Origin of the sequence: Limnovirga soli, from assembly GCF_013106755.1 — a bacterium.
In the GTDB taxonomy this organism is placed as follows: Bacteria; Bacteroidota; Bacteroidia; order Chitinophagales; family Chitinophagaceae; genus Limnovirga; species Limnovirga soli.
Genome location: NZ_WHPF01000013.1, coordinates 85,304 through 102,312 on the forward strand (window position 1 = coordinate 85,304; position 17,009 = coordinate 102,312).

Consider the following 17,009-nt stretch of genomic DNA (forward strand, 5'->3'; position numbering starts at 1 on the left):
TTTATGCAACTGGTTTTGGTATAATGCTTACTTTATTTTTTATACAATGCTTTGTAAACCATGCCAGCCACCGCCATTAATAGCATTAATACCTTCTTTTTGCAGCATGGTAGCTGCCATACCACTACGGCCACCACTGGCACAAACTGTAATAACAGTTTTACCCTTTAATTTATTGATTGACTGCGATAATACCTGTAGAGGAATATTGGTAGATTTATGTAAGTGTCCACCCTTAAATTCTTCTGGTGAACGAACGTCAATTATAATGGCACCGGCCGATAATAATTCTTTTAATTCAGCGGTTTTGCTGCCCAATCCAAATAATTCACTAAAGAAACTCATAGATTAATATTTTATGCAAATCTCGTTGTATAAAATATAGTGTATTGTGACTTTGGTTACAGACTGCCCTCCTTAACTTATTAATAATTCAATAGAGTTCCGGTGCAGCTTAAGCATACCGCGTTGTTCCATTTTTTTTAACAACCGCGAAATAACTTCACGGGATGAGTTGAGTTCCTCGGCAATTTGCTGGTGCGATAAGGCAATGATATTGGATTGGCTGGCCGCGGTATGCCGTTTTAAATAAAATTGTAAACGCTCATCCATATTTCTAAAAGCTACATTATCAATTACCACCAGCAGTTCTTCAAACCGGCTGCGATAGGTTTCCAGCACAAAATAATACCAGCTTTTATATTTACTCATCCAGGTATCCATAAAGCCAATAGGAATCATAAGCACTGTGGTATCTTCCATGGCGGTGGCGGTAATCTGGCTGGTTTCTGCCTTTGATGCACAAATGATTGATATGGCGCAGGCTTCGCCCGGCTGCAGATAATACATCAGAAACTCGCTGCCCTCATCATCGTTGCGGGATATTTTAACCATGCCTTCTAAAATAAGTACCGTACTTTTTATATACTGTCCGGTACGCATAATTACATCGCCCATGGCAAATGTTTTTATAATGCCGTGGGTATTAATTTCTTCCAGTAAAGCAGGTTCCAGTTGGGCAAATCTATCTTGTGTGTTCATAGTAAATGTTTGTTACCGGCTGCAGATACTTTCATGCAGCTTTACTTGCGTCGCATTACGTTCATCGTTCGGTACTATGGGCAGCAAAATGTTGGCGCATCTATTATGGTTGTAATACTTTTTCCATCTGCATACTTCTCGATCCCTTCACCAAAATATAGCTGTGTTCAAAATGTTGTTGTATAAACCAGTCTTTAGCTGCCACTGCATCATTAAAAAAATGGTAATCATGTGCAATTGCTTTAAAATCACCACCTACCAATACTACGGCCTTCCATTGATATTGGTTTATCAACGCCACTATTTGCTCATGTTCCTGTATACTTTCTTCACCCAATTCCATCATACCACCCAGCATCAGCACTTTATTTTCTGCTGCCAGTCGTGCAAAGTTTTCAATGGCTGCACGCATGCTGGTTGGGTTGGCATTATAGGCATCCAGAATAATTTTATTGGTATCCCTTTCAATTAACTGCGAACGGCTGTTTGACGGCGTATACGCTTCAATGGCTTCTTTTATTTGTGCATCAGGTACCCCAAAATATTTACCGGTGGCTACGGCACATAATATATTGGGTAAGTTATAATCGCCTACCAGTTTGGTTGCCAAAACATCAAAAGCGGCGCCTTTTGTAATGGCTACATGAAGAAAGGGTTCGCTTTGTAAAACCGTGCCGGTAATTGTACCCTTTTGGGTGCCATACCAAACAATATTTGCTAAACCCTGGCTCATGGTATGCAGGTAATCATAATCATCATAAGCAAATATGGCACCTTTATGGGCACGTATAAAATCGTACAATTCTCCCTTGCCTTTTTTTACCCCTTCTTCGCCGCCAAAGCCTTCTAAATGTGCTTTGCCACAGTTGGTAATAATGCCATAATTGGGTAATGTATACTTGCAATAACTTTCAATTTCTTTCTGGTGATTGGCGCCCATTTCTATTACTGCCATTTGTGCATCTGCTTTTATTTTTAAAATGGTAAGTGGTACGCCAATATGGTTATTTAAATTGCCCTCGGTAGTGTACGTAATAAAGTGTTTTGACAGCACTGCATGCACCAGCTCTTTTGAGGTTGTTTTTCCATTGCTGCCGGTTATGGCAATAAAAGGGATATTCAATTGTTCGCGGTGGTGTTTGGCTAAAGCCTGCAGGGTACTAAGTACATCATCAGTTTTTATAATGCGGTTATCGGAACTATTCACTGGCTCATCGGTAATGGCATAGGCGGCACCTTTTTCCAATGCCTGCAGGGCAAAAAGATTGCCATTAAAATTGGGCCCTTTTAATGCAAAAAACAAATCGCCGCTTTTTAATTTGCGCGTATCTGTTTGGATAGATGGGTGTTGCAGAAAAAGCTGGTATAATGATTCGATTGTCACTACAATATTTTTTTGGCAAGTTACGCAAGCCTGCTGATGCTACAAGAGGCAATTTCAAAACTATTCATAGCGAAATACTATTTTGCCGATTAGCATTACCCAACGCACAAGAGTGCGACGCAAGCGACGATGCCATGATAGTCAATTGCCAGGTACAAAATGCTTTTGAAGATAAATGTTGGCGCTTGCAGCAGTTTGAAGAAACTCATAACCTTTTATTACCTTAGCCGCATGAGTAAGAAATTATTTTTGCTGGATGCCCTTGCGCTTATATACAGGGCCTATTATGCCCTGATACGCAGCCCCAGAATTACATCGAAAGGCCGTAATACCAATGCGCAGTTTGGGTTTACTTCTACGCTGATAGATTTGATCAATAAAGAAAAACCTACGCATATAGCCGTTTGTTTTGATACGCATGCCCCTACCGAAAGGCATACCGATTTTAGTGATTATAAAGCCAACCGTCAGGAAGCGCCGGAAGATTTGCTGGATGCTATACCTGATATTAAGCGTATTATTCGTGGATTTAATATTCCTGTAGTAGAATTGGATGGCTATGAGGCAGATGATGTAATTGGAACTGTTGCCTGGCAGGCTTCGGATGCAGGTTATGAAGTATTTATGGTTACACCCGATAAAGATTACGGTCAATTGGTTAGGGATGGTGTAAAAATTTACAAACCCGGCTATCAGGGCGGCGATGTGGAAATTATGGGTCCGGCCGAAGTGTGTGCCAAATGGGGTATAGATAGCGTGGCACAGGTAATTGATATTTTAGGACTTATGGGCGATGCCGTAGATAATATTCCCGGTATACCTGGCGTGGGTGAGAAAACGGCTGCCAAATTATTAAAGGAGTTTGGTACGCTGGAAAATATTCTGGCCAATGCCGATGGCATAAAAGGTGCTTTAGGCGAAAAAGTGCGTAATGGAAAAGATAGCGCCATAATGAGTAAAAAACTGGCTACCATTATTACCGCGGTGCCGGTTGCTTTTCATGAAGAAGACTATCGCTTAAAAGAATGGAATAAAACTGAATTGATTGATGTATTTATAGAACTGGAATTTAAAACCCTGGGTAAAAGAATTTTAGGGGAAGATTTTAATGCATTTCAAACGGCACCGGTTGGCGTACAAGCAGACCTGTTTGGCAATGCCGTTGCCAGTAAACAAAAACCGGCTACACCCGCCATTGTAGCTGCAGCTGCCGAAGAAAAGGCAGAAGCAGGAATGGCTGCAGATAAAAACATAAATAATACCACCCACGAGTATATACTGGCAGATTCGGATGATAAAATTCAATCATTGCTAACCGCATTGCTGGCACAAACCGAGATTTGCTTTGATACAGAAACCACCGGTTTGGATGCCAATGATGCAGAATTGGTAGGGCTAAGTTTTGCGTATACACCGCATACAGCCTACTATATTCCCTGCCCCGCCAATCAGGAAGAAACAAAACGGATACTGGCTTTGTTTGCGCCCCTGTTTACTTCAACAAATATTACCTGGATTGGCCAGAATATTAAATATGATATGCTGGTGCTAAAATGGTATGGCATTGAACTGGCCGGCGCCATTTACGATACCATGCTGGCACATTATGTAATAGAGCCCGAAGGGCGGCGCAGCATGGATTTATTAAGCGCCCAATACCTTGGTTACGAGCCGGTACATATTGAAGAGCTGATTGGCAAAAAGGGCAAAACCCAGGGCAATATGCGGGATGTGGAGGTGGAAAAGGTGAAAGAATATGCCGCCGAAGATGCCGATATTACCTTGCAGCTAAAACAGGTATTACACCCTTATCTAAAAGAAAAATCAGTAGAAAAGGTTTTTTATGAAGTAGAGAATCCATTGGTAAAAGTATTGGCCGCTATGGAGTTTGAAGGTGTAAAAATTGATGAAGCCTTTTTGAACGATTACTCCAAAGAACTGGAACGCGAAGCAGCCCAAAGCGAAGAAAATGTATACAAACAGGCAGGGGTAAAATTTAACCTGGCTTCGCCAAAGCAGTTGGGCGAAGTGCTGTTTGAAGTATTAAAAATTGACCCCAAAGCCAAAAAAACCAAAACCGGTCAATATGCTACCGGCGAAGATGTATTAGCAAAACTGGCCAATAATAATCCCATTGTAGCAGATATTCTTGCTTTTAGAGAATTAACCAAACTAAAAAGCACTTATGTAGATGCGCTGCCTTTAATGATTAACCGTAAAACCGGCCGGGTGCATACTTCCTATGCGCAGGCAGTAGCCGTTACCGGCAGGTTAAGCAGCAATAACCCCAACCTGCAAAATATTCCCATACGCAGCGAAAGGGGCCGCGAAATTCGTAAAGCATTTATTCCAAGGGATGCCAATCATGTGCTGGTAAGTGCCGATTATTCGCAAATTGAATTACGTATCGTAGCCGCCATTAGTGGCGACCCCAATATGTGCGAGGCTTTTAAAAAGGGCGTAGATATTCATACCGCTACCGCTGCCAAAGTTTTTCATGTAGACGAGAAAGAGGTAACCAAAGAAATGCGTTACAAAGCCAAGAGCGTAAACTTTGGTATTATTTATGGGCAGGGGGCATTTGGACTGGCAGATAACCTGGGCATTAGCAGAACAGAAGCCAAAGAAATTATTGATAACTATAAAAAAGAATTTAGCGGCATTACCGGTTATATGGATGCCACCATCAACTTTGCCCGTGAACATGGCTATGTAGAAACATTAATGGGCCGCAAACGCTGGCTGCGGGATATTAACAGCAGCAATTTTACCGTTCGTGGTTTTGCTGAACGCAATGCAGTAAACAGTCCCATACAAGGTACGGCTGCCGATATGATTAAGCTGGCCATGATAAAAATTCATGCTGCCATGCAGGCAGAAAAACTGCAAAGCAAAATGATATTGCAGGTACACGATGAATTGGTGTTTGATGCTTTGCCTGAGGAATTGGACATATTAAAACCGCTGATTTTAAACAATATGAAAGCCGCCCTGCTGCTACCCAACGAGGTACCTGTAGAAGCCGAATTGGGCGCCGGTGCCAACTGGCTGGTAGCACATTAATATGTTATGTGCCCGACAGCGGTAGTGCTATCGGGCACCGCTTGCGTCGCACTCTTGTGCGGCAACAATACTATTGGGCAAGCACAATCAATTTAATAAGAAGGTAATTATAATAAACAGCAAATGGTTATTCTTATACAGTGTACAGATAAGGTGGGCCTGGTAGCGGCCATAGCAGGCGTATTGGCCGCCATGGATATTAATATTGTTGCCATGCGGGAGCATGTAGATACCAACGACAACCTGTTTTTTATGCGGGTAGTAACAGCCCAGGATGCAGATGCCACCACGGTAAAACAACAATTGGCTGAAGTGCTACCACCGGCTGCCGATATAAAAGTAAACCCCAAACCACAGAAAAAAATTATTGTACTGGTAACCAAAGAATACCATTGCCTTAGCGATATTCTTATACGTAATTATTTTAAAACGCTGCAGGCGTCTGTACAATGTGTGATAGGTAACCATGCCACTTTACAGGATATTTGTACCCGCTTTGATATTCCCTTTCATTATATATCTCATGAGGCAAAAGATAAATCAGTGTTTGAAGAGGAGCTAAAGGGAATTATTGCAAATTACGCTGCAGATTACCTGGTATTGGCAAAGTTTATGCGTATACTATCGCCGCAGTTTATTGAAAATTTTCCGTTGAAAATCATCAATATCCATCATTCCTTTTTACCAGCATTTATTGGTGCCAATCCTTATCGGCAGGCGTTTGAACGTGGGGTAAAGCTCATTGGGGCCACTGCGCATTTTGTAACCAACGATTTAGATGAAGGCCCCATTATTGCGCAGCAAATTATTCCGGTAAACCATAGCCTAACCGCTGCCGGCATGATGAAAGCCGGTAAAGAAATAGAAACCGCCGTATTGGCCAAAGCCCTTAACATGGTATTGGATGATAAGGTATTTGTATATGGCAATAAAACCATTGTGTTTGAATAAGCGGTATTTCTTGGCTGCATAAAGTACCGAACGTACAAGAGTGCGACGCAAGCGGCGATGCCATGGGTTAAATAGCTTGCAACCATAATAAAAAAAATTAGAGAATGGGCTGGCGCCTACGTTATTGGCTATACAGTTGTTATAAAATAAAACACCCGTAGTTTACTACGGGTGCAGGGTAGAAAAAAGGGGCTTTTGAATGTTAATTTTTATAAAGTATTGCTGATTGATCTTTTTCGCCATTAATTAGTACATGTACCAGGTACATGGCTTTGGCAAATTTGCTTAGGCTTAGGCTAACAGAGTTAGTGCCTTTTACAGTTATGCCTTCCTTATGCCAGATTGTTTTTCCACTCAGATCAGTTAATTGAATGGTGTATTTACTATTGGCTTGTGATGCAGTAAATAAAACGGTACTATTGTTTACAGCCGGATTTGGTTGCACCCATATTTTCTTTTCATTTATTACTGCTTGCAAGGCATTTTCTGCGCTTGCAATTATTGCTGCTGCAGTTTTAAACTGTTGATTGGGCGAGTAGGCAGAAAAACTGGTGGTAGTGCCATTTTTGCATTTGGTAGCCATACGCCATTGGTAAATGGTATTGATACTTAAACCACTGAGGGCTAAACTGGTTATATTGCCGGTGGTGTTTTGTGTCGTCCAGGCCGTAGTGCCTTTTACGCGGTATTGTACTTTATAACCTGCAGCACAACCAACTGCCGCCCAGTTAAGTGTGGCAGTAGTGCCCGTAATATTGGTGGTGGTTTGGCCACCGGCAACGCCGGGGCAGGTAATGGTAAGGGTGTAGCCGGTATCTGCATAGGCAAAATAATTAAAGCCGGTAAGCAGGGTATCTGTACTGCGGATACGGATTTTATAACCGCTGGTACCCACCGCCAATGTAGCCGGTACAATAGCATTAATACTACCCGTGCCGGTGGATTTTACGCTGCCTATAATAGTGGGTGTGGTAAAATCTCCGCTGGCATTAGACAACTCAGCAGTAAATTTATTTTTAGCAGAAAAGGTTAAGCCTGTTGAGGTAAATGGTATACTAATATTACAACCCGGCATAACCTGTTTGGCAGATATGGCAGCTACGCGGATGTATTGGTCTTTTAGTTTGCCGAAGAATAAATTTTGCGTAGAAAAGTCGCCAGTATAATTACTGTTTAAATTACCGAGCGTTAAAATATTACCCCTGTAATATCCTGAAGTGTAAATACTATTATTAAATCCTTTTACGGCAAGTCCTGGCGAGAAGCCACCGGCATTTACATCACCCGAGAAAGTTGTAGCCCACTGGAAATCTCCATTTGTATTTGCTTTGGAAACAAAATATTCTACCGCACCTCCACCATTTATTGAGCTGGGCTGAACATATAACCCGGAAAAATACCACAGCTTCCCCAGATAAGTGTAATTACGTATGCCACCTGAAATATATAACGCATTATTGGCAAAGGAAATGCCGTTTGCATAAGTATCGCTTGAAGCAAACCCCTTGTGCCAGATTAGATTACCGGAATTATCAAGCTTAACCAAAAAAGTATTGGTTTTATCTGTACTAATTGTATCTCCTAAAATAATAGCACCACTACCATAGCTATGCCCCCTGTAATTCGCTAGTGCATACACATTATTAGCATTATCAACAGCGAAAAAAGTATGCCCTAAAGAAGTTCCCTGAGAATAATTTGTGTTGATTAAATCCTTTGCATATTCCCATACTCCTGTCGAAGAAATTTTTGCTATAAATGTTGACCAGCTACGATTGCCATTTTTTAAATATTCTGTTGTATGAAAAATATTTGAACCAAAAGCGCATCCATCATTTGCGATGCCGTACAAAAAGACATTACCATTATTGTCAGCAATGATGCTGTTGCAATCATCTGATGCGAAACTGTTCTCCAACTCTACAGCATAATTTGACCATAACAACGTTCCCGCATTATTCATTTTAAACACAATGCATGTTGAATTATAGACGTCGGTCAATGGTGCAGGTAGCGGTATAGTACCGGCGCCGATGCTAAGACTTGTAAGGGTAGGGTCATTACGAATATATAGAAATTCGCAAATGATATTATTATTGCTATCGCTTGTAATAAGCGGATTATACCTTGAAGAATTATAATTTGAGCCTGTAACAAGCCTGTTCCATACCACACCGCCGGTATTGTTAAATTTAGTAACAAAAACACCTACTTCCTGAACACCTGAAACAAAATTGAAACTGCCGATACTATATGAATAAGTAGAAATAACTGTAGGTGAATACTTCCCCGTGATAAATACGCCTTGTGGATTAATAGTTAGATCAGTTGCTTTAATATACCCGGACGCAGAAGTCGGTGTTATTAATTTATACCAAAGCAACACGCCAGTACTATCATATTTGGCTAGATAACTGCCACTGCCGGTAGCTCTAAGGCTGTCATTTAAGAACAAGGAGCCCATATAATCTCCAAGTACGTAGGCATTGCCAGATGCATCTACTTCTACATCATGCGCATCATCATGCTCACTATTTGGGGTTAAATTTCCATTGGGTTCCGGTTTTGTCCATTGCCAGGTTTGTGCAGAGAGTTGCATTGTAGTTAGGAGGGTGGTTAATAAAACCAAATACAATTTTTTCATGGTACGTTTTTTAATTAGTAACTATTTATTGATTATTGAAAGCAACATAAGTAACTTCTATTGCGGTAAATTTTTACCACAATAACTGGTTAACACGGCTTAGCCAATGAAATATTGGAGGGAATTTTGGTGCTGGTTTTCAACTGGTTAAAAGCTTTTGCCTGGATGCATTTTGCTTTTTCAAAACTAGGGGCCTGGTATAAGAATGGCTACCGTTAAAACACCCTTTTATAAAGTTTTACAACGGTAATTTTACCAGTTTAAATATATAAGCTTTTTATGAATATAAATAACTGATGCTAAGTATTTATGGAAATATAATGTGGTTTTAAATAAATGATATGCGGAAGCCTGGTGTTGTTGTAGTTTGTATATTTCAAAATATTAGCTGCATAAAGAACCGCACGTACAAGAGTGCGACGCAAGCGGCGATGCCATGGGTTGTGTTGCCGGGCTCACATATATTTAAAAAAATTTGGGGGAATAAGACTATTCCCCCGCACCCTTTTTTCTATAAAATGAGTATGCGACTACTCAAAAAGTTTATATGCCCTTAGGTATATGATTCTATAAATTGATACAATGTTTCTTTATACGCATCGCCTACAGGAATGCTGTAGCTGCCAATGCTTAACTCGTTTTTGGCGATACAATCTATGTGCTGTATGGCAGCTATATACGAACGATGTACCCGGATAAACTGATGATTGGGTAATTTTTTTTCGAAGTCCTTTAAATTTTGCAAAGTGGTTAAGGGGGTTGACCTGCCTTTGATGTATAGCTGAATATAATCTTTCATGCCTCCTACAAATAGAATATTGCTATAGTGTACACGAATAAGTTTGTATTCTGATTTTATAAAAATATACTCTTTAGCACTGGTTTTGTTTGTTGTGCTGGCATGTACTAAATAGGCTTGTGCTGCACTTATTTGTGTGAAAATATCACTTAACAAAAACGGTGGATGACAAATGGAAAATATATATTTTTCAAAAGTTGCATCAAGGCTTTGATTAGATTGGCCGATACCAATAATTAATATGGTTGGATGGATTTCATGCAAAGCCTGTATACATTCTGCAGTTAGTAGCTGGATTGATACCATGGCAATTTTTACCTGCATAACAGATGGTATTTGCATCAGTTCGCTTGCATTATTTACAATTCGGCAAACCCTTACCGTTGCAATCTTATCAAGATGCGATACCAGCGGTTGTATCTCCGCAGCAATACTACTTATTATGATAACGCCTGTTTTATCCGAATCGATTGCAGGCAATGCTACATTGCCGATGGTTTTGCCTTTTGATGCGTATGTTTTTGTGCATAATACCATAAGTAAATAATTGGCTAAATCAAAAATTGTTGATTCATTTGCTGATGCAGCAAAACTATTTGTATAAGTAAGTGTGTGCAAAAAATTGCGATGAAACTACTTTTTCGTAAGACGAAAAATAGGGTAATTGGCTTTCTTTAAGAACCCGTTAACAACCTTAGGTTTTCTTTATACATTTCACCTATAGGTAGTTCATGGTTGTTTACCAGGATGGTATCTTTTTTAATTGCGTTAATCTGTTTAACTGCAATAATATATGATTTATGAATGCGTATAAATTTACCGGCAGGTAGTTTTTCTTCCATTATTTTCATACGCATCCTGGTAACAAGTGGCATGGCGTTACCGGCAAGTTGTATTTTTATATAATCCCTTTGTGCTTCTATAAAAATGATTTCTGTAGTATCTATTTTAAGCATGCGGGAATCGATGTTAACAAAAAGATGTTCTGCGGGTTTTATTATGGATGATGATTTGGCGTATTGGGCTGTATGCAAGGCATATGCTTTATTACAGGCTTTTATAAAACGGTCTAATGGCACTGGTTTTAGCAAATAATCTACCACATCCAAATTAAACCCATCAATGGCATATTTTTCATAAGCCGTAATAAAAATAACCATGGGTTTATGGGTAAGGCTTTGTACAAACTGCAAACCGGTTAAACCCGGCATTTGGATATCCAGAAAAATAAGGTCTATGCTGTGTTGGCTTAATACCTGCATAGCTTCTATAGCATTTTTACAAGTGGCCTTCAAAGTTAAAAATGGGATATTTTTAATATTGTCTGCCAATAAATCCAATGCTGGCTTTTCATCATCAATGGCTATACAGTTAATCATGTTACAGGTAGCTTAATGTGTAATAGAATAGTAAACCAATCATCTGTTTTTGTAATGTTTAATAGGTGGTTGCCTTCATATAACAGGTTTAGTCTACGTTGTACATTTTGCAACCCTATGCCGCTGGTAGTATCTGCTTTGCTAATCTCATGCGGGTGGTAAGTATTTTTAACCAGCAGTTCTATTGATGTGTTGGTGGCGCTAAGTTGTATGCTAATTGAAGGAGTTTGAACATAGTTGGTGCCGTGTTTAAAGGCGTTTTCTACAAAAGGTATCAGCAGCATAGGCTCTATCAATATTTCAGGATCTGCTATATTAAATACGGCTTCAAATTCCAGATTGTCGTCGAACCGTTTGCGCTGTAAATCTATATAGCAATTCAGGTATTCAATTTCTTTGGCGATGGTTACTTTTTCCTCATTAGCGTCGTATAACATGTATCTCATTAATGAAGAAAGCTGCATCACAGTTGGCTCCAGTTGCGGCGATTGCAGCCTGGCCATTGATACAATCGTGTTTAGTACATTAAACATAAAGTGCGGACTAACCTGAGACCTCAACAGGGATAACTCAGTATTAACCGTTTCATATGCTTTTTCCTGATGCCTCTTGTCGGCTGCTATTTTATCCCTTGTTATTTTATAGGCCGTACTGGTACTAATGATTACCATAAATGGAAAAATGGGCATAAAAAAGAATGCATCAATTGTTATTTTTCCATCATAAAAAGCATGAAATACTATATTCAATACCAACAAAAACAAAAGCAGCAAAACCACTGCAACAATTAAATAATTGTAGTATTTTCTTTTGTAAATAAAGCGTGGTATTAATTGTTGGGCATTAACATAGAACAATAGTATCAGTAAAATATTGCTAATAATATCCGGGATATTAAAAATTGATTTTTCTCTAAAACGAAAATCTCCATTATGTATTGGCGGATCATGGTGTTCGGTAGGTCTTAAAAAATAGGGTAACGAAAGTAGTAATAGCCATGCAATTATATGCACACCTATTTCAATCCATTTTCTTTGTTGCCTGCTTGCTGCCATTCGGTCAAAATAACAACTAAACATTGTTGTGAAAATGTAAAAATTGCGCTTTACCATATACTTGAAGCATAACATTAACATTTGATTGCGCTTCTATCTGCCACAAGATTTCCTGGGCAGTAATATCATGCCTTTTATGTTTAGCCAAACAATGCTTATATATTCGGCAGCTCTTGCGTCGCACTCTTGTACTGCATCAACAGTAGCAACTTAGAAAATATTTAAAATAATGTAAAGCAGCCTTGGCATCTTTATTTCCGTTTTACATTATGGGTTCTAAGTATGATTTCCAAAATGGAGTATTGTTATAAATACCAGTAACTCAATTGTATTTTTTTATTTTAGTAAACCAGAATTCCCTGCATAAGATTGTAAAACTGGCTTTCATATAATTTTCTTTGATTAAATTATTTTGGGTGGTGCCCTTGCTTCCAAACTCCATATTGAACAAATATCCCAGTTGACTTCTTTTGCCATTAAAACCGGCTCCAACAGTAATGCCATATTCGTTTAACTGCTGATTATTTATTTTAAGATAGGAGTTGGTATAATGCATACCAGCCTGTAAAAAGTAAGGCTCGTAAACACCACTGGCATAAGTAATTTTTTTTGCATATTCAATACCTGCTGCAATACGGTTGCTATTCACCAATTGATAATTTAAACCTTTGTATTGCATATTTGACCACTGTTGTTGTTCATAATCCGCACTTATTGTTAAACTATTATTATGAACCAGTGAAATACCAGCAGCATAGGTTAGGGGTAAAGTAAAATAGTTTTCTTTTATAATACTGTTGCTATATAAAGTACCACTATCCTGCTCTACCACTATGGTTTGTTCTGCGTTTAGTTTTGTTTGTAACATCGCAATAGCACCCAGGTTTAGCTGCCAGTGTTTGGTCAATTTTCCCTCATACTGAATGCCCCCTTTGCCATAGAAACTGTTTATATACATTTTATTGGTGCTTACAACTGCATTGCTGGTAATATTTAGGGCATTCAGGTACATCGTTTCTTTTTGGTTTAACTGCCCAAATAAAGCGGTGGTTTGCAGGCCTGCTCTTATATTTTTTGAAAGACTTATGGCATTCGCCAAATAGGCCTGGTGTAATCCACCAGTACCTTCGTAATAGGTGCTGGTGTTGTTGGTAGTGCCGATAATATTCTTAGAACCGGTAAAGGAATAGTTACTGCTGCTATAAGGTAATAAGCCTGCGCTTACACCCCAGTTACGTTTTAATTTAATGGCTAAAGCCAGTTTCTCAACCGAAAGATCAGAAGATAGATTGTTGGTTTGATTTACCCCATTTCCATAATAGGTAACACCCTTGTATCTCATTGTTACCTCCATCGAAATAAAATGATCATCCAATTTACTGTAGGATGCCGGATTGGCATTGTATAAATAGCGTGGAGAGGCCAAACTAATACCTGCACCTCCCATTCCGGTTGAGCGGTCAAAGGAACTATGTTCAATATCGCCTATACCAATAATAGAGTAAGGTGACACATTATTTTGAGCAAACGTAACCACCAATAAAGTTGAGCATAGAAAAGTGAAAAATATTTTTTTCATAGGTTATTGATTTACTGCCAGATAATATAGTATCAATGTTACATTGCTGGTTTTTTGGTTAGCTTCACCTAATAATATTCTATTAAAAGTGGTTTGAAAATTATAGGAAGGCGGACTTATAATAAGCCCGTTTTTATTAAAGCTACTAATGGCAATCTGCGATTTAATATAACTGGTGATATCATAACTATAATAAGTGTCAATGCCATATAGGTCATCAATTTGTAAATCACCGGTTTGTGTAGAGGTGGTGCCACTTGTAACCACTTTGGTAATATCGGTGCCAATTTTATTCAGGGCATCTGTTGTACTAAGTCTTAATAAGGTTGGTAGCATATATTGGTAGCTATCAAAACTGCCTGCCACTGGTCGTACACGTAACTCGGCTGAAATAATTTTCACAAAGCCGGGTAACTCTAAAATGTTTCTGATGCTGGGGAAACTTATTTTAACGGCCGAACCTGTAATGGCCTGCAGGTATGCTGTGTTATTTGTGGTGGCTGCAGGTATTTCACTATTTTGTTTGCTTAAATTTTCAATTGCCGTGCCTGTTCTGTCTATTGTTATATGGTTAAACTGGAAGGAACGTTCGTATAGGGCGAAGTCAACAAATCCATCCCGTAAAAAAAGATCTTTTTTCTTATAATGTAATCTTAGTGTGATGCTGTCTTTACAGCCAAACACCATCCCATTTTTATTAACTGCTGTAACACAAATCCCTTTAAAATAATCATTGAATTTTGGTAGCGATTTAATTTGTTCATCGCCTTGTTGCAGCATTGATAACCAGTTTGTACCAAGCACATCTTCCAGTTTGATAGATATGGAGTCGTCAACAGATGGTCTTATAACGGTGGTTTTTATACCAATAGGATCTTCTTTGTATAAAAAGCTATCTGTATTATACAATGCAGCAGAATTGCTGTGTTGTTCAATATTTTCTTTTAGCTGCTGCACAGCAATGGTAACTGGTTGGGTTGTATCGCCATAATAGGATTTATTTAAATGAATGATTAACTCCAGCGATTCAAAAATTGTATTGGAAAAAGTATCTGCAAAAGAAGCGGGTGCTATTTGCAAATAAGTGGAGGCCGTTATTTGCCCAAACACTGGATCCTGGTAAGCCCCGATAACACCTGCTGATGTATTGCTCGTAATAAATGAATCGATATAAATTGTGGATAGGTTTGTGGTAAAACTATCAGTTTTAATAATTTGGGTATTGTTGGTGGCCAGATATTGTGTGCCAAAATCTATATCAGTTTTAACACAGGATGGCAGTATGCAGATTGCCAAAAGTATCATCCAAAGAATATTGCCATTGCTGCCTGATAACCGGGACGTTGAAGTGTGCGACGCAAGTAAAGCTGCATTCATTTCCTGTGGCCGGGTAAATAAATTTTGTAAAGTATAAAACATAATATGTTGCGCTAAGAGTTGATTTTGCAATTATCAGCAGCGCAATAATAGAACGCCTTGCTGTTACAGATTTGTTACTATACATTAACCCTTAGTATTCATCTTTTAGTTACCCAATTTTACCGATGAAACCTTATTGTTAATGTATTATTCACCTTTTGGAGGCTAATAAATGCAATGCCGGAAGGCCTTTTGGCATTTGTAGATAAAAGAAGGCAGTTTGTAGTTGCATAGTTGCTACATATCCATTTTAACGATTTGCAGCAACGCAGCCTTAATAATTTGGTCAGCAAATTTATATGTGGTATGAATAAAATAAAGTACGCATGCTGGGCATTGCTGGCTACCTGTTTATTGAGTAGTTGTGTAAAATCGAGTTCTTCAACAGATGATGAAGAAGATGGTAACTGGATTCGCAGATCGGAATTTGAAGGCGTTGCCAGGGGTGAAGCTGTTTCTTTTGTAATTGGCGATAAGGCATATATTGGTACAGGATATGATGGCGAAGACAGGTTACAGGATTTTTGGGAATATGATCCTACTCAAAACTTCTGGCAGCAAAAGGCGCAATTCCCCGGCGTTGGTCGAAATTCTGCGGTTGGTTTTTCAGTAGGTACCAATGGATATATTACTACAGGATATGATGGTATTAACGATTTAAAAGATTGCTGGCAATATAATAGCCTTACCAATGCATGGGAGCAAAAAGCCGACTTTGCAGGATCAGCAAGATACGATGCTGTAGCTTGTGGTATTGGTGATAAGGGTTATGTGTCTACAGGATTTGATGGTAATTATTTGAAAGACACCTGGGCATACGATGCCGGTTCTGATACCTGGACCCAAAAAATAAGTATGGGTGGCAATAAACGCTCTGCAGCAGTTTGCTTTGTGAATGCGGATAAAATGTATATCTGTCTCGGCAATAATAATGGGGTAACCACCAATGATTTATGGATGTACGATCCTTCTGCGGAAACGTGGACTGAAAAGCGAAAAATAGCCAGTATAAGCGATGAGGATTATGATGATGATTACACTGATATTGTACGATACAATGCAGTAGCATTTGTATTAAGTGGTAAAGCCTATATAAGTACCGGTACCTCGGGTAGTTTGGTTAATAAAACATGGGAATATAATATAGCTACTGATTTATGGCAACGTAAAACACCTTTTGAAGGCAATGTGCGTACAGGGGCTGTGGCATTTACAGCTGCATCGCGGGGTTATATTGCTACAGGCACCAGCAGTGGCAGTTATTTTGACGATATTCTGGAATTTAAACCCGATGAAACTTATGAAGAAAATGATTAGAAAAACCCTGATAATTTGCGCACTGTACAGCTTATTTATAAGCTGTACACCAGCTGCAAGCCGGCAGAATGAAAAACTGCCTGTGCAGGCGATTGCCGTACCTGTGAAAGAAGGCTGGGGCTACGAATTGTATGTAGATAATAAGTTGTTTATTAAACAACAAAATATGCCAGCTGTGTCGGGGTTTCATAGCTTTAAAAGCAGGCAGGAGGCGCTTGCTACTGCTAACCTGGTTTTGAAAAAACTGAAAGCAGGCAAAACACCCATGGTAAGTATTGAGGACCTGCATCTATTAGGCATAAATACGAGCTTTTAGGCTGGTGAATTGTTTTATAAAAAAAGAGTTATCCGTTTGTTTTTTAACTGATAACTCTTTTG

Annotated in this window: 13 protein-coding genes; 4 read left to right on the plus strand and 9 right to left on the minus strand. The window is 39.1% G+C overall.

The window, feature by feature from the left end; all coding sequences use genetic code 11:
- Positions 1 to 39 precede the first annotated feature (39 nt).
- The 3 genes from GD597_RS17125 to GD597_RS17135 form a co-directional block, all read right to left on the minus strand.
- A complete protein-coding gene (locus GD597_RS17125) occupies positions 40 to 345 on the minus strand; it encodes a rhodanese-like domain-containing protein (RefSeq protein WP_171609127.1) in 306 nt (101 codons plus the stop codon).
- 72 nt (positions 346 to 417) lie between these two features.
- Positions 418 to 1,041 carry a Crp/Fnr family transcriptional regulator gene (locus tag GD597_RS17130; protein ID WP_171609128.1) on the minus strand — a complete coding sequence of 208 codons (624 nt, stop codon included), beginning with the start codon at positions 1,039 to 1,041 and terminating at the stop codon, positions 418 to 420.
- Positions 1,042 to 1,144: 103 nt separating this feature from the next.
- Positions 1,145 to 2,425: a UDP-N-acetylmuramoyl-tripeptide--D-alanyl-D-alanine ligase gene (locus tag GD597_RS17135; RefSeq protein WP_171609129.1), complete on the minus strand. Its 1,281-nt coding sequence runs from the start codon at positions 2,423 to 2,425 to the stop codon at positions 1,145 to 1,147.
- Between the two features lie 231 nt (positions 2,426 to 2,656).
- Here GD597_RS17135 and polA point away from each other — a divergent pair, with 231 nt between their 5' ends.
- Together polA and purU are read left to right on the plus strand one after the other, a co-directional pair.
- Complete coding sequence (gene polA, locus GD597_RS17140) at positions 2,657 to 5,488, plus strand: DNA polymerase I (RefSeq protein WP_171609130.1); 2,832 nt, start codon at positions 2,657 to 2,659, stop codon at positions 5,486 to 5,488.
- A 123-nt stretch (positions 5,489 to 5,611) separates the two neighbouring features.
- Positions 5,612 to 6,439 (plus strand): formyltetrahydrofolate deformylase, encoded by an 828-nt coding sequence (purU, locus tag GD597_RS17145; RefSeq protein ID WP_171609131.1) that lies wholly within the window; start codon positions 5,612 to 5,614, stop codon positions 6,437 to 6,439.
- Between the two features lie 202 nt (positions 6,440 to 6,641).
- On the opposite strand, the gene GD597_RS17150 is transcribed toward purU, so the two are convergent.
- From GD597_RS17150 to GD597_RS17175, 6 genes are all read right to left on the minus strand, one after another.
- A complete protein-coding gene (locus tag GD597_RS17150; RefSeq protein ID WP_171609132.1) occupies positions 6,642 to 9,083 on the minus strand; it encodes a T9SS type A sorting domain-containing protein in 2,442 nt (813 codons plus the stop codon).
- Positions 9,084 to 9,636: 553 nt separating this feature from the next.
- A complete protein-coding gene (locus GD597_RS17155; protein ID WP_171609133.1) occupies positions 9,637 to 10,419 on the minus strand; it encodes a LytR/AlgR family response regulator transcription factor in 783 nt (260 codons plus the stop codon).
- 137 nt (positions 10,420 to 10,556) lie between these two features.
- The gene (locus GD597_RS17160; protein WP_171609134.1) at positions 10,557 to 11,261 is read right to left on the minus strand and encodes a LytR/AlgR family response regulator transcription factor; all 705 of its coding nucleotides are present in this window, start codon (positions 11,259 to 11,261) and stop codon (positions 10,557 to 10,559) included.
- Entirely contained in the window at positions 11,258 to 12,316 is a 1,059-nt protein-coding gene (locus GD597_RS17165) for a sensor histidine kinase (protein WP_171609135.1), read from the minus strand. The genes GD597_RS17160 and GD597_RS17165 overlap by 4 nt, the downstream gene beginning before the upstream one ends.
- A 322-nt stretch (positions 12,317 to 12,638) precedes the next feature.
- Positions 12,639 to 13,895, minus strand: a complete 1,257-nt coding sequence (locus GD597_RS17170) for a hypothetical protein (protein WP_171609136.1) — start codon at positions 13,893 to 13,895, stop codon at positions 12,639 to 12,641.
- A 3-nt stretch (positions 13,896 to 13,898) separates the two neighbouring features.
- Positions 13,899 to 15,314 (minus strand): DUF4270 family protein, encoded by a 1,416-nt coding sequence (locus tag GD597_RS17175; protein WP_171609137.1) that lies wholly within the window; start codon positions 15,312 to 15,314, stop codon positions 13,899 to 13,901.
- Positions 15,315 to 15,620: 306 nt separating this feature from the next.
- Between GD597_RS17175 and GD597_RS17180 the strand changes: the two genes are divergently transcribed.
- Positions 15,621 to 16,631 (plus strand): Kelch repeat-containing protein, encoded by a 1,011-nt coding sequence (locus GD597_RS17180; protein WP_171609138.1) that lies wholly within the window; start codon positions 15,621 to 15,623, stop codon positions 16,629 to 16,631.
- On the plus strand, positions 16,615 to 16,947 hold the full coding sequence (locus GD597_RS17185) for a DUF4907 domain-containing protein (protein WP_171609139.1): 333 nt from the start codon (positions 16,615 to 16,617) through the stop codon (positions 16,945 to 16,947). The genes GD597_RS17180 and GD597_RS17185 overlap by 17 nt, the downstream gene beginning before the upstream one ends.
- Positions 16,948 to 17,009 lie beyond the last annotated feature (62 nt).